12 protein-coding genes are annotated in these 18,285 nt (G+C 64.8%); 10 read left to right on the top strand and 2 right to left on the bottom strand.

Translation table 11 applies throughout. From position 1 onward, the window contains the following. Nucleotides 1-146: 146 nt before the first annotated feature. The 6 genes from recC to ACIP0B_RS11785 all read left to right on the top strand — a co-directional run bounded on the left by recC (nucleotide 147) and on the right by ACIP0B_RS11785 (nucleotide 11,847). On the top strand, nucleotides 147-3,599 hold the full coding sequence (gene recC, locus ACIP0B_RS11810) for an exodeoxyribonuclease V subunit gamma (protein ID WP_400832054.1): 3,453 nt from the start codon (nucleotides 147-149) through the stop codon (nucleotides 3,597-3,599). Then, on the top strand, nucleotides 3,596-7,282 hold the full coding sequence (recB, locus tag ACIP0B_RS11805) for an exodeoxyribonuclease V subunit beta (RefSeq protein WP_400832053.1): 3,687 nt from the start codon (nucleotides 3,596-3,598) through the stop codon (nucleotides 7,280-7,282). Before recC ends, recB begins: the two co-directional genes overlap by 4 nt. Beyond that, complete coding sequence (gene recD / locus ACIP0B_RS11800) at nucleotides 7,279-9,387, top strand: exodeoxyribonuclease V subunit alpha (protein ID WP_400832051.1); 2,109 nt, start codon at nucleotides 7,279-7,281, stop codon at nucleotides 9,385-9,387. Before recB ends, recD begins: the two co-directional genes overlap by 4 nt. Nucleotides 9,388-9,506: 119 nt before the next feature. After that, the gene (locus ACIP0B_RS11795) at nucleotides 9,507-10,082 is read left to right on the top strand and encodes a YfiR family protein (RefSeq protein ID WP_400832049.1); all 576 of its coding nucleotides are present in this window, start codon (nucleotides 9,507-9,509) and stop codon (nucleotides 10,080-10,082) included. After that, nucleotides 10,079-11,347, top strand: a complete 1,269-nt coding sequence (locus tag ACIP0B_RS11790) for a diguanylate cyclase domain-containing protein (protein ID WP_400832047.1) — start codon at nucleotides 10,079-10,081, stop codon at nucleotides 11,345-11,347. The genes ACIP0B_RS11795 and ACIP0B_RS11790 overlap by 4 nt, the downstream gene beginning before the upstream one ends. Nucleotides 11,348-11,394: 47 nt before the next feature. Further along, nucleotides 11,395-11,847, top strand: a complete 453-nt coding sequence (locus ACIP0B_RS11785; RefSeq protein ID WP_400832062.1) for an OmpA family protein — start codon at nucleotides 11,395-11,397, stop codon at nucleotides 11,845-11,847. On the opposite strand, the gene ACIP0B_RS11780 is transcribed toward ACIP0B_RS11785, so the two are convergent. After that, nucleotides 11,844-12,791: a LysR family transcriptional regulator gene (locus ACIP0B_RS11780; protein ID WP_400832046.1), complete on the bottom strand. Its 948-nt coding sequence runs from the start codon at nucleotides 12,789-12,791 to the stop codon at nucleotides 11,844-11,846. The genes ACIP0B_RS11785 and ACIP0B_RS11780 overlap by 4 nt on opposite strands. Nucleotides 12,792-12,940: 149 nt before the next feature. Here ACIP0B_RS11780 and ACIP0B_RS11775 point away from each other — a divergent pair, with 149 nt between their 5' ends. Together ACIP0B_RS11775 and mmsB are read left to right on the top strand one after the other, a co-directional pair. After that, nucleotides 12,941-14,467, top strand: a complete 1,527-nt coding sequence (locus ACIP0B_RS11775) for a CoA-acylating methylmalonate-semialdehyde dehydrogenase (RefSeq protein WP_085633644.1) — start codon at nucleotides 12,941-12,943, stop codon at nucleotides 14,465-14,467. Between the two features lie 10 nt (nucleotides 14,468-14,477). Further along, the gene (gene mmsB / locus ACIP0B_RS11770) at nucleotides 14,478-15,365 is read left to right on the top strand and encodes a 3-hydroxyisobutyrate dehydrogenase (RefSeq protein ID WP_400832045.1); all 888 of its coding nucleotides are present in this window, start codon (nucleotides 14,478-14,480) and stop codon (nucleotides 15,363-15,365) included. Nucleotides 15,366-15,550: 185 nt separating this feature from the next. On the opposite strand, the gene ACIP0B_RS11765 is transcribed toward mmsB, so the two are convergent. Beyond that, complete coding sequence (locus tag ACIP0B_RS11765; protein WP_400832043.1) at nucleotides 15,551-15,901, bottom strand: cupin domain-containing protein; 351 nt, start codon at nucleotides 15,899-15,901, stop codon at nucleotides 15,551-15,553. Between the two features lie 531 nt (nucleotides 15,902-16,432). Here ACIP0B_RS11765 and ACIP0B_RS11760 point away from each other — a divergent pair. Beyond that, the gene (locus tag ACIP0B_RS11760) at nucleotides 16,433-17,002 is read left to right on the top strand and encodes an acyl carrier protein (protein WP_400832041.1); all 570 of its coding nucleotides are present in this window, start codon (nucleotides 16,433-16,435) and stop codon (nucleotides 17,000-17,002) included. Between the two features lie 8 nt (nucleotides 17,003-17,010). Further along, nucleotides 17,011-18,285 carry a beta-ketoacyl-[acyl-carrier-protein] synthase family protein gene (locus ACIP0B_RS11755; protein WP_400832040.1) on the top strand — a complete coding sequence of 425 codons (1,275 nt, stop codon included), beginning with the start codon at nucleotides 17,011-17,013 and terminating at the stop codon, nucleotides 18,283-18,285.

The raw sequence follows: 18,285 nt of genomic DNA, 5'->3' as shown, positions 1-18,285 counted from the left end.
CCGAAACCCCAACTGCGAAAGCGGTTGGGGTTTTGTTTTGCCCGCAGGAAAGTTCGTACAGCACAGTTGGCCTGCGTCCGGCTGTCACAACTTGTCGACAGTGCTAAGGTTCTGCCCTGGCTTTGTACTTCTCCAAGGAATCCTTCATGCCGGACGCCCAGTCCCTCAACCCAGCATTCATGGTCGTTCAGAGCAACAGTCTGGACGAGCTGCGCAGCTTGGTGGTGAGCATCATGCGTCGTTATCCGCTGGCGCCTCTGGATAATGAGATTGCCTTGGTACAAAGCAACGGCATTGCGCAATGGTTGAAGCTGGCACTGGCCGAGGATCCTGACGGAGACGATTCGGGTGGTTGCGGTATTGCTGCCGCCATCGACGTGCAGTTGCCGGGCAGTTTCATGTGGCAGCTTTACCGAACGGTTTTGGGGCGGGACGAGATCCCGGCAAAGTCCTTGCTGGACAAGGCCCCGCTGACCTGGCGGCTGATGCGTCTGTTGCCGCAGGTCATCGAGCGGCCACATTTCGAGCCGCTTCAACGATTCCTCACCCGCGACACGGACCTGCGCAAGCGGTATCAGCTTTGCGAACGGCTTGCGGATCTTTTCGACCAGTACCAGGTGTACCGGGCAGACTGGCTCGAGGATTGGGCCGAGGGGCGCCATCAACTCCGCAGCGTCAGGGGCGAGGTCAGACCGCTGGCCGCCGCCAGTTGCTGGCAAGCCGAACTGTGGCGCGCGTTGCTCGACGACGTGGGGGAACAAGGCATGGCCCAGAGCCGCGCCGGTGTTCACCAACGGTTCATCGAACGCATCAATCAGTTGGGGAGCGCCCCATTTGGAATCCCCGCCCGAGTCATCGTATTCGGGATTTCTTCATTGCCTGCCCAAGTGCTGGAGGCGCTCGCGGGGCTGGCCCGTTTCAGCCAAGTGTTGCTGTGCGTCCATAACCCGTGTCGCCACCATTGGGCCGACATCGTTGCCGACAAGGATCTGCTGCGGCATCAATACAAACGCCAGTCACGCAAGAGCGGCATGCCTGCGGCGCTCGACCCGGACGCCCTGCATCAGCATGCCCATCCGTTGCTCGCCGCCTGGGGCAAGCAAGGGCGCGATTACATCAACCTGCTCGACAGCTATGACGAGCCCGACAGTTACCGGGCGGCGTTCCGTGACGGGCGTATCGATCTGTTCAGCGAGACGCAACCCCTAACGCTGCTCAATCAACTGCAGGACGACATCCTCGAGTTGCGTCCCCTCAACGAGACGCGCGAGCGCTGGCCTTGCGTGGATCCGAGCCTGGACGGATCCATCCGTTTTCATGTCGCCCACAGTGCCCAGCGTGAAGTGGAGATTCTCCACGACCAGTTGCTGGCCCGTTTCAGCGCCGACCCCGGCTTGCGTCCCCGGGATGTGATCGTGATGGTGCCGGACATCGACAGCTACGCCCCCCACATCCGGGCGGTGTTCGGGCAGCTAGACCGTCGCGATCCACGTTTCATCCCGTTCACATTGACCGATCAGGGGCAGCGCGGACGTGAGCCGTTGCTGATCGCGGTCGAGCACTTGCTCAAGCTGCCGGACAGCCGATTCCCGGTGAGCGAAATCCTTGATCTGCTGGATGTGCCCGCCCTGCGCTTGCGTTTCGGTGTGCAGGAACGTGATCTGCCGACCCTGCACCGCTGGATCGAAGGTGCCGGTGTGCGCTGGGGGTTGAACGCCGAACAACGGGCCGGGCTTGGACTGCCGGACGAGCTCGAGCAAAACAGCTGGAGCTTCGGCTTGCGGCGGATGCTGCTCGGGTATGCGGTCGGCAGCGCCAATGCCTATGAACAGATCGAGCCTTACGATGAAATCGGGGGCCTGGACGCCGCTTTGATCGGGCCCCTGGTCGCCCTGCTGGATGCGTTGGAGCTTGCCCATGAAGAGCTCATGCAACCTGCGAGACCTCAGGAATGGGGGCGTCGGTTGCAGGGATTGATGCAGGTGTTCTTCAAGGCCGGTGATGAACACGACGAGTATTTGATCAGCCAGCTCGAGGAGCTGCGGGAAGCTTGGCTGGAAACTTGCGACGCCGTGCGATTGCAGGATGAGCTGCCGCTGACCGTCGTGCGGGAGGCCTGGTTGGCCGGTCTGGATCAGGGCCGTTTGTCCCAGCGGTTTCTTGCCGGTGCGGTGAACTTCTGCACGCTGATGCCGATGCGCGCCATTCCTTTCAAGCTCGTTTGCCTGTTGGGCATGAACGATGGCGATTACCCGCGGGCACAGCCCCCGCTGGACTTCGACCTCATGGGCAGCGACTACCGGCCCGGAGACCGTTCGCGACGGGAGGACGACCGCTATCTCTTGCTTGAGGCCCTGCTGTCCGCCCGCCATCAGCTCTATGTCAGTTGGGTCGGACGCAGCATCCGGGATAACAGCGAGCGGCCACCCTCGGTGCTGATCGGGCAGTTGCGCGATCACCTCGCCAGCGGTTGGCGGTTGAATGTGGACAGTGAAAGCCTGGTGCACGCCCTGACCGAGGAACACCCGCTGCAGCCGTTCAGTTCACGCTATTTTCATGAGGGAGAAGGGTTGTTCAGCTACGCCAGCGAATGGCGGGTGCTGCACCAGTGCCAGGAGCCCGGTTCGGCCACGCAGCTGCTTGATCCCCATGTGCCGGAGGAGCCGCTGAGCCTGGCGCTGCTGCAGGATTTCCTGCGCAATCCGGTTCGGCATTTCTTCACCCAGAGGGTCAAGGTTCATTTCGAGTCCGCCCAGGCGCCGCTGGCGGACGAAGAGCCTTTCGTGCTCGATGCCTTGCAGCGTTATACCCTCAGCGACAGCCTGCTTGAGGCTGCATTGAGGCAGCCGGACGAGGCCGAAAGGGCGTTGGAAACCCAGGCCCGCCGGTTGCAGAACAGCGGGCTGTTGCCAATGGCCGGTTTCGGCGAATGCCTGCAACGGGAGCTGATCGAACCGTTGCCGGATCTGCTGCAGCGCTATCAACAGTTGCTGGCCTTGTGGCCCACGCCGCTGACGGGAGCCATTCCGGTCAGTCTCGAATGGCAGGAGCTGCGGCTGGAGGGATGGCTTGGCGGGTTGCATCAGCGAGCGGACGGTGGCGTCCTGTCCGTCACGACGATCCCCAACGGCATCGGCTCGATCAAAAGCCGCAAATGGCATCGCCTGACCAAGACATGGGTCAACCATGTGGTGGCCTGTGCCAACGGACTTTCCTTGACGACCGCCCTGGTGGCCAGTGATGACTCGTTGTTGCTCGATCCCATGGCATCGGATCGGGCCCGAGGCATTCTGGAGGATCTGCTGCTTGCCTGGCAGGCCGGCATGCGCCAGCCGCTGCCTGTCGCGGTGAAGACCGCTTTTGCGTGGCTGTCCCAGACCGACCCGCTCAAGGCCGAAGCCGCCGCCAGAAAGGCCTACGAAGGAGATGGCCTGACCAGCGAGGGCGAACGGAGCGAAAGCCCGGCCCTCGCCCGGCAGTTCGCGGACTTCGATGCATTGGCGGCGGACGAGACCTTTCCCGATTGGTGCGATGCCCTGTATCGCCCATTGCTTGAGGCCGGGTGGCGATCGCTGACCGCTGAGGGGAGCCGCCCATGACAGCCAAGACACCTCTGGCGCTGACGTTTCCGCTGCGCGGCAGCCAACTGATCGAGGCCAGTGCCGGCACCGGTAAGACCTTCACCATCTCTGCGCTCTACCTGCGGCTGATCCTCGGACACGGTGGCGAGGAGGCAGGCTTCGGGCGTGAGTTGCTGCCGCCGCAGATTCTCGTGGTGACCTTCACCGATGCCGCCACCAAGGAGTTGCGCGAACGGATCCGCACGCGGCTGGCTGAAGCGGCACGTTTCTTCCGCGACGAAACGCCGGCGCCGGATGCCTTGATCGAGGCCTTGCGCGAACAGTTCGATCCGCAGCGGTGGCCCGGTTGCGCGAGTCGTCTGGACGTCGCTGCGCAATGGATGGATGAGGCCGCCGTTTCGACCATTCACGGATGGTGTCAGCGCATGTTGCGTGAGCATGCGTTCGACAGCGGCAGTCTGTTCACCCAGACGCTGGAGACCGACCACAGCGACCTGCTCGCCGAAGTGCTGCGCGATTATTGGCGTCTGTTCTGCTACCCGATGCAAGGCGATGCCCTGAACTGGGTGCGTAACAATTGGGGCGGGCCTGCGGCCTTGCTGCCGCGGATACGGGGCCTGTTTTCCAGCGCCCGCGAGAGCGACGACGGCAGGGCGCCGGCCGAACTGATCGAGCAATGCCTGCATGAGCGCCGTGCCGCGATGCTTGAGCTGAAGATGCCTTGGCGGCGTTGGTCGGACGAGCTGCTCGCGATTTGCCATGAAGGCGTCGCAGGCAAGGCGGTCGATGGCCGCAAGATGCAGGCCCGCTACTTTGAGCCCTGGTTCGAGAAGCTCAAGGCATGGGCCGAAGACGAGGCGCTCGAGCAACTGGACATCGGCACCGGGTTCACCCGTCTCACGCCCGACGGCATGGCCGAGGCCTGGAAGGGTGAACCGCCGCACCATCCGGGGTTGGACGCGATGCTGACGCTCAAGTCGAGCCTCGATGCATTGCCGACGCCAGACGCTGCCGTGCTTGTGCACGCTGCCGGATGGGTCGGTGCGCGCTTTGAGGACGAGAAGCGCCGCCGCGCCGAGATGGGCTTCGACGACATGTTGCTGCGCCTGGACGGGGCATTGCGCTCCGAAGGGGGCGAGCGCCTCGCCACGCTGATCCGCGAGCAGTTTCCGGTCGCCCTGATCGATGAGTTCCAGGACACCGACCCGGTGCAGTACCGGATCTTCGACAGCATCTATCGCATCGCAGACAGCGATCCCGAGACCGGGCTGTTCATGATCGGCGATCCGAAACAGGCGATCTACGCCTTCCGCGGCGCTGACATCTACACCTATCTCCGTGCCCGGCAAGCCACGGCGGGCCGGCTGCACACACTGGACACCAACTTCCGTTCCAGCCAAGGCATGGTCGATGCGGTGAACCATGTGTTCGAGCGTGCCGAATCCCGTGAACAGGGGCGAGGCGCGTTTCTGTTCCGGGAGAGTGATGGCGATAACCCGGTGCCGTTCCAGCCCGTGAATGCCCAGGGCCGGAAGGAACGGCTGCTGGTGGCCGGGCAAGACGTCGCGGCGCTCAACCTCTGGCAGTTGTCCTCCGCTCAGCCTCTGTCCGGTGCGGTGTATCGTCAGCAGTTCGCGGCGGCCTGCGCCAGCGAGATCGCCTCTCTGCTCAATGGCGGGCAGACCGGGCGGGCGGGGTTCGTGCAAGACGGCAAGGCTTTCAGGGGACTGCGTCCGGTGGACATCGCGATACTGGTCCGCGACGGCAAGGAGGCCAAGGCGGTACGCGATGAACTGGCTAAACGGGGCGTGCGCAGCGTTTACCTGTCGGACAAGGACTCGGTCTTTGCCGCGCAGGAGGCCCGCGACCTGCTCAGTTGGCTCAAGGCCTGCGCCGAGCCGGATGTCGAACGCTCGCTCAAGGCGGCCCTGGCCTGCATTACGCTGAACCTGCCATTGGTGGAACTGGAGCGCCTCAACCGGGACGAGCGGGTCTGGGAAAACCGGGTCATGCAGTTCCGCGGGTACCGCGAACTCTGGCGCAGGCAAGGCGTGCTGCCCATGTTGCGGCGTCTGCTGCACGACTTTCACCTGCCGCAGACATTGATGGCGCGCAGTGACGGGGAACGTGTGCTGACCAACCTGCTGCACCTGTCGGAGCTGTTGCAGCAGGCGGCGGCTGAACTGGACGGCGAACAGGCGCTGATCCGGCATCTGGCCGAACATCTGGTGCTGTCCGGGCAGGCGGGTGAGGAACAGATCCTGCGCCTGGAAAGCGATGAGCAGCTGGTCAAGGTCGTGACCATCCACAAGTCCAAGGGGCTTGAGTATCCGCTGGTGTTCCTGCCGTTCATCTGTTCGGCGAAGCCGGTGGACGGCAGTCGTCTGCCGCTGCATTACCACGACGCGGAGGGCGAGGCTCAGGTCAGTCTCAAGCCCACGGCGGAACTGGTCGCCCTGGCGGACGACGAGCGTCTGGCGGAGGATCTGCGCCTGCTCTACGTTGCGCTGACCCGGGCGCAGCATGCGTGCTGGCTGGGGGTGGCGGATCTCAAGCGTGGCAGCAACAGCAGTTCGGTGCTGCACCTTTGCGCATTGGGTTACCTGTTGGGCGGCGGTGCGCCGTTGGCCGAGTCCGGCGGGTTGGCCTCTTGGCTGGAGGGGCTGCGCCAAGGCAGTTCCGCGCTCGGTCTCGAAGCGATGCCGCTGGCGACCGACGAGCCGTATCTGCCTCCAGGCAACCATGCGACGCTGCGTCCTGCGCTGCTGCCCGCCCGCACGGCGAGCGAGAACTGGTGGATCGCGTCCTACAGTGCCTTGCGCATCAGTGATGTGCTGAGCGATGGACTCGAAGAGGCGCCGGAGAGCCCGCAAGCGCAGAAATTGTTCGATGATGAACGCCTCGATCCCGATGCACCAAGGGAGGCTGTCGTCGGGGGCGCCGATATCCACCGCTTTCCCCGCGGCCCCAACCCGGGAACCTTCCTGCACGGTCTTCTGGAGTGGGCCGGAGAGGAAGGGTTCGCCGTGTCTGCCGAGGCGCTGACGGATGCGATCGCGCGGCGTTGCAATCGACGTGGCTGGGAGTCCTGGATCTCTCCCTTGCGCGATTGGCTGCAGCAATTGCTCAAGTCACCTTTGCCCGTTGGCGAACAGCCGCCGGTGATTCTCGAAAGGTTGCAGCAGTACCGCGTGGAAATGGAGTTCTGGTTTGCCAGCCACAAGGTCGATGTGGTGAAACTGGACGACCTGGTGCGCCAGTTCACGCATCGCGGCGTGGCGCGGGTCGCCGCCGAACCGGTGCAGCTCAACGGCATGTTCAAGGGCTTCATCGACCTGACCTTCGAACACGGTGGCCGCTATTACGTGGCGGACTACAAATCCAACTGGCTCGGTGCCGACGACACCGCCTATACCGAACAGGCCATGGAACAGTCGATGCTCGAAAACCGCTACGACCTGCAATACGTGCTCTACCTGCTGGCGTTGCACCGGCAGCTCAAGGCCCGGTTGGCCGACTACGATTACGACCGGCATGTCGGCGGAGCGTTGTACCTGTACCTGCGCGGCAGCCGGGCGAGCAGCCGAGGCGTGTATTTCACGCGTCCGCCACGGGAGCTGATCGAGCGCCTCGACCGGATGTTCCAGGGCAAACCGGAACCCAGGAACGAACCCGCCTGGGAACAGGGGGTATTGCTGTGAGCCGCTCGTTCGCTGATCTGCTGCCGACGCCATTGGCCGACGACAGCCTGGCCGATCTCTCGCCTTTGACCTGTGCCGACGATTTGCTGATCCTGCTCACCCGCTGGGTCGAACGGGGCTGGCTGCGGGCGCTGGACAAGGCATTCGTGGCGTTCCTTCACGAACTGGCCCCCGACGGCGATCCGCTGGTGCTGCTCGCCGCGGCGCTCACCAGCCACCAGCTCGGTCACGGCCATGTGTGCCTGGATCTGTTCGAAACCCTCAAGTCACCTGATTTTGCCCTGTCGCTGCCGCCGGAAGGCGATGTGCAGGCAGGCGCCCGGCTGCTGCCGTCGCAATTGCTCGCCACGCTGGAAGGCAGCCATTGGTGCAAGGTGCTGGCCGGCAGTCCGGTGGTGGCGTTGGCGGCCGACACCGGCGTGTCGGCGTTGCAGCGTCCGTTGGTGCTGTCGGGCAAGCGCCTGTACCTGCGACGTTACTGGGCCTACGAGCGGCGCATCGACGCAGCGCTGCGTCAGCGTCTCGCGCAGCCCGAACCGGTTCCGCAGGATCTGCCGCTGCGTCTGGAAGAACTGTTCGGCGCGGCCAAGGGCTCGGCCGTCATCGACTGGCAGAAACTGGCATGCGCCCTGGCGACCCGGGGAGGCTTCAGCATCGTCACCGGCGGACCGGGCACGGGCAAGACCACGACGGTCGTGCGCTTGCTGGCGTTGCTTCAGGCGCCGGCGGTTGAGGCCGGTCAGCCGTTGCGTATCCGGCTGGCGGCGCCCACCGGGAAAGCGGCGGCGCGGCTGACCGAGTCCATCAGCCAGCAGGTGCAGTCGCTGAAGGTTCCCGAGGCGGTGCGGGAGAAGATCCCTACGGAGGTGACCACGGTTCACCGTTTGCTCGGCAGCCGGCCCGGCACCCGGCATTTCCGCCACCATGCGGGCAACCGTTTGCCGCTGGATGTGCTGGTGGTCGACGAGGCGTCGATGATCGACCTTGAGATGATGGCCAACCTGCTCGATGCCTTGCCGCCCCATGCCCGGCTGGTGCTGCTCGGCGACAAGGACCAACTGGCTTCCGTGGAGGCCGGCGCGGTGCTGGGGGATCTCTGCCGCGATGCCGAGAACGGCTGGTACAGCCCCGAGACCCGGCGCTGGCTGGAGTCGGTCAGCGGGGAGTCCCTGCAGGACAGCGGTTTGCAGGAGGACGGCGAAGGGATGCATCCGCTGGCCCAGCAAGTGGTGATGCTGCGGCACTCGCGGCGCTTCGGCGAAGCCAGCGGCATCGGCCAGCTCGCACGGTGCGTCAACCTGCAGGCGCCGGAAGAGGCGCGTCGGGTGCTCAATGCCGCAAGCCATGGCGATGTGTTCACATTGCAGCTCAAGGACGAGCGTGACCATAAGTTGGAACGCCTGGTGCTCGACGGACAGGGAGAGGGGCCTCAGGGTTATCGGCACTACCTGAACGTACTGCGCAACCGGCGTCCGGCAGCGGGTACGCCGTTGGAGCAGCCGGAGTGGACCGGTTGGGCGCGCGAAGTCCTGGAGGCGTTCGACACCTTTCAGCTGTTGTGCGCCGTGCGCAAGGGACCATGGGGCGTCGAAGGCCTTAACCAGCGCATTACCGAAGCCTTGCTCAAGGCACGCCTGATCGCAGGCGACCAGCAGTGGTACGAGGGACGGCCGGTGCTGATGACCCGCAACGATTACGGACTGGGCCTGATGAACGGTGACATCGGCATCGCTCTCTCGTTGCCTGGGCACGAGGGCGCTGATGCGGGCAAGCCGGTGCTGCGGGTGGCGTTCCCGCGCAATGACGGGCGTGGCGGGGTGCGTTTCGTGTTGCCGAGCCGGCTCAACGATGTCGAGACCGTGTACGCGATGACCGTGCACAAGTCTCAAGGCTCGGAGTTCGCCCACACGGCCTTGATCCTGCCGGATGCCTTGAATCCGGTGCTGACCAAGGAGTTGATCTACACCGGCATCACCCGGGCCAAGCACTGGTTCACTTTGATCGAGCCGCGCAAGGGCGTATTCGAGGAAGCGGTGCAGCGCAAGGTCAAGCGACTGAGCGGACTGATGCTGGAACTGGAGGAGGGGATCGGGCACAGCGCGTGAAGGCACAGGCTTTTGGCTGCGCGAACTGACCGACCGGTCAGGGACTGGCGTCTCGCTGGTGTACCTGCGCTGTGCTATCGTTGCGGCATCATTTTGTGACGATCCAAGAGAATCCCTGCATGAAGCTGGCTGTCTGGGCGACAGAGCGCGTGGTTGGCTGCAAGCAAGCGTTGCTTGTGGGCCTGCTCTGTTTGCTGACGGGCATGGCGGTCGCCCAACCTCAGACACCGGCGGGCATGGCCGAGCAACGGGCCAAGTCGGTCACCCAAGTTGTCCTGGGCATCCTCAGTTACGCCCGCTGGCCGGTCGAGCCGGCGCAGTTGCGTCTGTGCATCGTCGGCCCCACCGAATACACCGATGACTTGGTCAAAGGCACCACGCAGGCCACGGGACGTCCGGTGGTCGTGCGCCGGCTGCTGGCCGACAGCCCGGCCATCGCCGGTGAGTGCGATGCGGTGTACATCGGCAAGCTCACGGCAGAGGAACGCAGTCGCCTGTTCACGTCCTTGACCGGCCATCCGGTGCTGAGCATCAGCGAGGGCGGAGACCAGTGCACGGTCGGCAGTCTGTTCTGCCTGCGGGTCGGCGACGAGCAGGTGTCCTTCGAGGTCAACCTCGATTCCGTGGCCCGCAGCGGCGTGCGCATCCATCCGAGCGTGCTGCAGTTGTCGCGCCGCAAGTCGGCGGTGCCATGAAGCGCAAACGATCCATGGGGCGTCCGGCCCTCGGCGCGGTGATCGGCCGCGGTCACCTGATCGTCGCACTGGTCGCGGTGGCGATGGCCAGCGTTTCCCTGACCCTGTTGGGTGTGTTGGCGCTGCGGGTCTACGCCGACCACAACCTGCACCTGATCGCCCGCTCGATCAGCTACACCGTGGAAGCCGCCGTGGTGTTCGACGACAAGGCGGCCGCCACCGAGGCGCTGGCGCTGATCGCCTCGACCGAAGAGGTGGCGGACGCCCAGGTGATCGACGAGGAAGGCCAGTTGCTCGCCCGTTGGCAGCGCCCGGAAAACGGCTTGATCTCCGAGCTGGAAATGCAGCTCGCCCGCACCATCCTGGAAAAGCCCATCGATCTGCCGATCCTGCATCAGAACCGCGAGATCGGCCGCATTCTGCTCACCGGCCACGGCGGCAACCTGATGCGCTTCCTGCTCAGCGGCCTGGCGGGCATCATCCTGTGCACCGCGATCAGCGCCTGGGTCGCGCTCTACCTGGCCCGCCGTCAGTTGCGCGGGATCATCGGCCCGCTGCACAGCCTCGCCGCCGTCGCCCACGCCGCCCGCAGCGAGCGGGCGCTGGACCGGCGCGTGCCGCCGGCGCGGATCGCCGAGCTCGACAACCTGGGCAACGACTTCAATGCCCTGCTCGATGAGCTGGAGTCGTGGCAGACGCACCTGCAGAGCGAGAACGAAACCCTCGCCCACCAGGCCAGCCACGACAGCCTCACCGGATTGCCCAACCGCGCCTTTTTCGAAGGCCGCCTGATCCGCGCCCTGCGCAACGCCAACAAGCTCCACGAGCGGGTGGCGGTGCTGTTTCTCGACAGCGACCGGTTCAAGAGCATCAACGACAACTTCGGCCACGCGGCCGGCGATGCGGTGCTGGTGGCGGTGGCCAACCGGGTGCGGGCGCAGTTGCGCGAAGAGGATCTGGTGGCGCGCCTGGGCGGCGACGAATTCGCCGTCCTGCTCACGCCCCTGCACAAGACCGAAGATGCCGAACGCATCGCCGACAAGATCCTCGCCAGCATGGACATGCCCATCGCATTGCCGGACGACACCAGCGTCGTGACTTCGCTCAGCATCGGCATCGCGGTCTACCCCGATCATGGCGCCACCCCCGGCGCGCTGCTCAATGCCGCCGACGGGGCGATGTACCAGGCCAAGCGCCTGTCCCGCGGCGCCCAGTTCACCGCCGGGTCGGAGGATCCGGTCGTCAATGTTCAAACCAGGAGCTGAATCCCGTGTTCTCACTACCCCTGCGATTGTTTTCCAGCCTGCTGCTGATGGCCGTCCTGGCCCTGACCGGTTGCCAGTCCGTCCCGCCCAAAGGCCTGACCCCGGAGCAGATCGCCGTGCTCAAGCAGCAAGGCTTCGAGCTGACCGACGACGGCTGGGAGTTCGGCCTGTCGGGCAAGGTGCTGTTCGGCAGCGATGACGACAGCCTGAACGGGCAAAGCACCGAGATCGTCGAGCGCATCGGCAAGGCCCTGACCGGCGTCGGCATCGAGCGGGTGCGGGTGGACGGCCACACCGACGCCTCGGGCAAGGAAGGCTACAACCAGCAGCTGTCCCTGCGCCGCGCCAAAAGCGTCAGCAAGGTCCTGAAAACCGTCGGCATGAAAGAGGAAAACATCCAGTTGCGCGGGTTGGGCAGCAGCGAGCCTGTGGCCTCCAACGCCACCGCGACCGGACGCAACGAAAACCGCCGGGTGTCGATCGTGGTCAGCGCCGACTAATCGGCGAAGCGCATCTCGCGGCTTTCCCCCATCAACAGCGCCTGGTTGCGCTCCGTCACTTCGCGGATGTAATCCCACAACAGGGTGATCCGCTTCAATTTGCGCAGATCCTCCCGGCAGTACATCCAGAACTGCCGGGTGATGTCGATTTCCTCCGGCAGCACCGGCAGCAGGCGCGGATCCTGGGCGGCGAGGAAGCACGGCAGGATCGCCAGCGACCGCCCTTGCTGCGCCGCCACGAACTGGGCGATCACGCTGGTGCTGCGCAGGTGCGCGTTGGCGCCGGGCAGCACGTTGGCCAGGTAAAGCAGCTCGGAGCTGAACGCCAGGTCGTCCACATAGCTGATGAACTGATGCTGGTTCAGGTCGGCGGGGCGGCGGATCGGCGGGTGCTGGTCGAGGTATTCCTGGGTCGCGTACAGCTGCAGGCGGTAGTCGCAGAGTTTGCAGCACACGTAAGGCCCGTGCTCCGGGCGCTCCAGGGCGATGACGATGTCCGCTTCGCGCTTGGACAGGCTGATGAAGTGCGGCAGCGGCAGGATGTCCACCGAGATCGCCGGATAGGCGTCGACGAAACGGCTCAGCTGCGGGGTGATGAAAAAGCTGCCGAAGCCTTCGGTGCAGCCCATGCGCACATGGCCGGACAGCGCCACGCCGGAGCCTGACACCTGCTCGCAGGCCATGTGCAGCGTGCTCTCGATCGACTCGGCGTAACTGAGCAGGCGCAGGCCTTCGGCGGTCAGCACGAAGCCGTTGGTGCGCGACTTCTCGAACAGCAAGGTGCCCAGCGCCGCCTCCAGCGAACCGATGCGCCGCGACACGGTGGTGTAGTCCACCGCCAGGCGTTTGGCCGCCGTGCTGGCCTTGCGGGTGCGGGCGACTTCGAGAAAGAACTTGAGGTCGTCCCAGTTCAGCGAGCCTAGGGAGGTGATGTTTTTTTGCATGATGGACGGGCTTATATGTGCGTTCTTATTAGAAGTTTGCACATCTATACTCCAAAAACGGTCCGACAACCAATGTGCGGCACACGCCTCCTTCCAAGGCGCACCTTTCGCCTTGGCTCCCAAGATAAAAACAAGTTCTGGAGACCAGCATGAACGCATCGCTCACGCCCAACGACACCACCGTCCAGAAGGTCAAGCTGCTGATCGACGGCGAATGGGTCGAATCGCAGACCACCGAGTGGCACGACATCGTCAACCCGGCGACCCAGCAAGTCCTGGCCCGGGTGCCGTTCGCCACCGCCGCCGAGGTCGATGCCGCGGTCAGCGCCGCCCAGCGCGCCTTCCAGACCTGGAAACTGACCCCGATCGGCGCACGCATGCGCATCATGCTCAAGCTGCAGGCCCTGATCCGCGAGCACTCCAAGCGCATCGCCGTGGTGCTGAGCGCCGAGCAGGGCAAGACCATCGCCGACGCCGAGGGCGACATTTTCCGGGGACTGGAAGTGGTCGAGCACGCCTGCTCCATCGGCAGCCTGCAAATGGGCGAGTTCGCCGAGAACGTCGCCGGCGGCGTCGACACCTACACCCTGCGCCAGCCGATCGGCGTCTGCGCAGGCATCACCCCGTTCAACTTCCCGGCGATGATTCCGCTGTGGATGTTCCCGATGGCCATCGCCTGCGGCAACACCTTCGTGCTCAAGCCGTCCGAGCAGGATCCGCTGTCCACGATGCTGCTGGTGGAACTGGCCATCGAGGCCGGCATCCCGGCCGGCGTGCTCAACGTGGTGCACGGCGGCAAGGACGTGGTGGATGGCCTGTGCACCCACAAGGACATCAAGGCGGTCTCGTTCGTTGGTTCCACCGCCGTGGGTACCCACGTCTATGACCTGGCCGGCAAGCACGGCAAGCGCGTGCAATCGATGATGGGCGCCAAGAACCACGCCGTGGTGCTGCCGGACGCCAACCGCGAGCAAGCGCTCAATGCGCTGGTCGGCGCCGGTTTCGGCGCGGCCGGGCAACGCTGCATGGCCACCTCGGTGGTGGTGCTGGTGGGCGCGGCCAAGCAGTGGCTGCCGGACCTGAAGGCGCTGGCGCAGAAACTCAAGGTCAACGCCGGCAGCGAGCCGGGCACCGATGTGGGACCTGTGATCTCGAAGAAGGCCAAGGCGCGGATCCTCGACCTGATCGAAAGCGGCATCAAGGAAGGCGCCAAGCTCGAACTGGACGGCCGCGGCATCAGCGTGCCGGGCTACGAGAACGGCAACTTCGTCGGCCCGACCCTGTTCTCCGGGGTGACCACCGACATGCAGATCTACACCCAGGAAATCTTCGGCCCGGTGCTGGTGGTGCTGGAGGTGGATACCCTCGATCAGGCCATCGCGCTGGTCAACGCCAACCCGTTCGGCAACGGCACCGGCCTGTTCACCCAGAGCGGCGCGGCGGCGCGCAAGTTCCAGGCGGAGATCGACGTCGGCCAGGTCGGCATCAACATCCCGATCCCGGTGCCGGTGCCGTTCTTCAGCTTCACCGGTTCGCGCGGCTCGAAACTCGGCGACCTCGGCCCGTACGGCAAGCAAGTGGTGCAGTTCTACACCCAGACCAAGACCGTGACCGCGCGCTGGTTCGACGACGACAGCGTCAACGACGGCCCGAACACCACCATCAACCTGCGCTGAGGAACCGGCCATGAAGATCGCATTTATCGGGCTGGGCAACATGGGCGCGCCGATGGCGCGCAACCTGATCAAGGCCGGCCACTCGCTGAACCTGGTGGACCTGAACAAGACCGTGCTGGCGGAGCTGGAGCAACTGGGCGGCACCATCCGCCCGACCGCGAAGGACGCGGCCAGGGACGCTGAACTGGTGATCACCATGCTCCCGGCCGCCGTGCACGTGCGCGGCGTCTGGCTGGGCGAGGACGGTGTGCTGGCCGGCATCGGCAAAGGCGTGCCGGCGGTGGACTGCAGCACCATCGATCCGCAGACCGCCCGCGACGTGGCCGCGGCGGCCGCCAAACAAGGCGTGGCCATGGCGGACGCGCCGGTCTCCGGCGGCACCGGCGGCGCGGCGGCCGGCACCTTGACCTTCATGGTCGGCGCCACCCCGGAGCTGTTCGCCACCCTGCAGCCGGTGCTGGCGCAGATGGGCCGCAACATCGTGCATTGCGGTGAGGTCGGCACCGGCCAGATCGCCAAGATCTGCAACAACCTGCTGCTCGCCATTTCCATGGTCGGGGTCAGCGAGGCCATGGCATTGGGTGATGCGCTGGGCATCGACACCACGGTGCTGGCCGGCATCATCAACAGTTCCACCGGGCGCTGCTGGAGCTCGGAGATGTACAACCCGTGGCCGGGCATCGTCGAAACGGCGCCGGCCTCGCGCGGCTACACCGGCGGGTTCGGTGCGGAGCTGATGCTCAAGGACCTGGGCCTGGCCACCGAAGCGGCGCGTCAGGCGCACCAGCCGGTGGTGCTCGGCGCAGTGGCGCAGCAGCTGTACCAGGCGATGAGCCAGCGCGGGGAGGGCGGCAAGGACTTCTCGGCGATCGTCAACAGCTACCGCAAGCCGCAGTAACCGGCACAGGTTGTTGTAGTTCTGTGGCGAGGGAGCAAGCTCCCTCGCCACAACAGCCACAACAGCCACAACAGCCACAACAGCCACAACAGCCACAACAGCCACAAGCACAGGGTGCAGTGGCCGTCAGAATGCAGTAGGTGTTGCCGGGAAACCGCGTCGGGCGGTTTCCCGGCTTTTTTGCGTCAGGCGAACACGAAATACTTGCGCACGGTCTCGACCACTTCCCAGGTGCCCTTCATGCCCGGCTCGACCACGAAGATGTCGCCGGCGCGCAGATGGATCGGCGCCATGCCGTCCGGGGTGATGATGCAGTAGCCTTCCTGGAAGTGGCAGTACTCCCATTTCACGTAGTCCACCCGCCATTTGCCCGGCGTGCAGATCCAGGTGCCCATGATCTTGCTGCCGTCTTCGCTGGTGTAGGCGTTGAGGTTGACGGTGTGCGGATCGCCTTCGAGCTTCTCCCATTTGCAGGCGTCGAGAACCGGCATGGGATGGGTGTCGCGCAGAACGGTGATGGGGGCGGTCGCGGTCATGGAGACTCCGGCAAATCAATGGACGAAAGGAATCCGCACCCTATAGCGCGTGGTGCCTGCGCTGTTGTCTGCGCTCGACATCCAGTTGCCCATAAACGCAGTTTTGCCTTGTGCCCTGTTCCGCCGGCGGCGGTGGTGTGTTGCGCGAAGGTCGCATTGATGTGGAGCAAAAGTTCTGAAGTTATAACTTATTTACTTGTCCGGTTTTGTTTCCTTATACGTCTGGGGAGTTCTTGTTTAAGTTGATGTGTAGTTCTGTTCCCAGCACCGGGCGGCGCAGCGCCGGCGCCATACCGTATACCGTGTTTGTTAACTAAATGTGTCGAGCCCTCCGGCGTTCCGCACCAATCGAGTGCGGTGCGCAGGCTCTTTTGTGCGTCTGTGCCGAGTGGTCGAAAAACTTCGGAAAGTCCGTTGACTCTCCCCTTAAGGTCAGAGTTTAGATTGCCGCCGCGTGAGAAGTTGTTGTGGGAAAAGTTACTTCTCGCGGACGGAATCCATGAAGTAATCACGACATATACGGAGATAAAGATGAACAATCCATTGGACTTGGAAAACGTCATTGCCAGCACCCGCGAAATCCTTGCGCAACTGTTGGTGATGGGCGCCGATGAAATCGACGAGCACAGCAGCATCGTCGAAGACCTGGGCGCCGATTCTCTGGACATCGTCGACCTGAGCTTCCAGCTGGGTCGGCAGTACGGCTGCACCCTGCCCAAGACCAGCGTGCTGGATCACGCCGTTGCCGTGTGCGGCGACGCCGGCGAATTCCTGGCCAACGGCCGCATCACCGCAAGCGGCAAGGCCCTGCTGGAGCAAAGCCTGAGCGCCTATGCCCCGGATCAGCTCCACGCCGGCATGCAACCGGCCCAGGTGTTTGCCGCCACCACCGTGCGCAACTGGGCGCAGCAGTGCCGCAACCTCTTCAACTATTTGCCCAAGGCCTGCCCGGACTGCAATGCCCATCAAGCCGTGCTGAACGAGCGTCAGCAAGTGGTGTGCGGCGCTTGCAGCGCGCGTCTGGTGCCGGCCGACGGCGATGAGGTGTCCCGCCAACTGGTCGAGCGCTTTGTGGCTTCCCACGTCAAAGAAGCGGTCTAGGAGTTCCCATGCGGGCACGAGAAGTCTGTGTGAGCGGGTACGGCCTGGCGGCGCCGATGGTGCTGGACGCCGCCACGTTGTTCGAGCGGATTCGCCGCAAGCGGTCCTGTGTCCGCGAGCATCCACGGTTCAAGGCGCTGGGGTTTCGCAACAGTGCGGCCGGGTTCATCGATGACGAGCAGTGGCAGCGGATCACGGCGGGTTTCGGCGGCAACGCCGCGCAGCATCCGCGGCAAAGCGTGCTGGCCGACTATGTCGCCCGGCAGGCCCTGCAGCATGCGGGCCTGACGCCGGCGGATTTCGCCCGCAGCCGCAGCGGGCTGTTCCTGGGCGCCAACAAGTACTGCGCCGACAGCCATGACCTGCAATGGGCCGCCCGTTGCATGGACGAGGCGGGCCAGGTCGACCTGGACCGGCTGCTGGAGCGTCCGGCGACGTCGGGCACCGCGTTTGCCCGGCGGGTCGATCAGCAGACTCAGGACCTGGCCGACCGGCTGGGCATCCGCGATCACATCTCGACCCACTCCGACGCCTGCGCCGCCGGCACCATGGCCATCGGCAGCGCGTTCCGGGCCATCGAGCGCGGCGAGATCGACCTGGCGCTGTGCGGCGCGGTGGAGCTGATGGCCAACGAGCTGCCCTATTACATGTTCAACAGCCTCGGCGCGATCTGCCAGGCGGACTTGCCGGCCAGCGAGCAGAGTCGGCCGTTCATGCCCGACCGCAGCGGTTTCGTGCTCAGCGAGGGCGCGGCCCTGGTGGTGCTCGAATCCGCCGAGCATGCCCGGCGGCGCAAGGCCACGGTGCTGGGGCGGGTGCTGGGCTACGCCAATGTGTGCGAGGCCCAGAAGATGACCTCCAGCAGCCGGGACGGCAGCAAATACGAGGAATGCATGGAAGCGGCAATCGAAGACGCCGGCCTGCTGAGCAGCGCCGTGCAGCACGTCAACACCCACGGCACCTCCACCCAGGCCAACGACAGTTGCGAGGCCCTGGCCCTGCAACGCGTGTTCGGCGAGGCCCAGGAGCATGTGACCTACACCGCCAACAAGTCCGCCGTCGGCCATTCCCTGGCCGGCAGCGGTGCGATCGAGGCGGTGCTGTCGCTGATCAGCCTGCGCGACGGCGTGCTGTTGCCGACGCTGAACTATGAGCCCGAACGTGCCGACTACCCGGCGCTGCGGTTCCTGAGTGAGCCGTTGCAGCAGTCGATCAGCGTGGTGATGTCCAACTCGTTCGGGTTCGGCGGCATCAACAGTTCGCTGCTGCTGGGGAGGGCGTGA

Source organism: Pseudomonas sp. NPDC089534, assembly GCF_044749305.1.
In the GTDB taxonomy this organism is placed as follows: Bacteria; Pseudomonadota; Gammaproteobacteria; order Pseudomonadales; family Pseudomonadaceae; genus Aquipseudomonas; species Aquipseudomonas ekonensis.
Note: the sequence above shows the minus strand (reverse complement) of the source record. Positions and strands in the feature narration are given on the sequence as shown.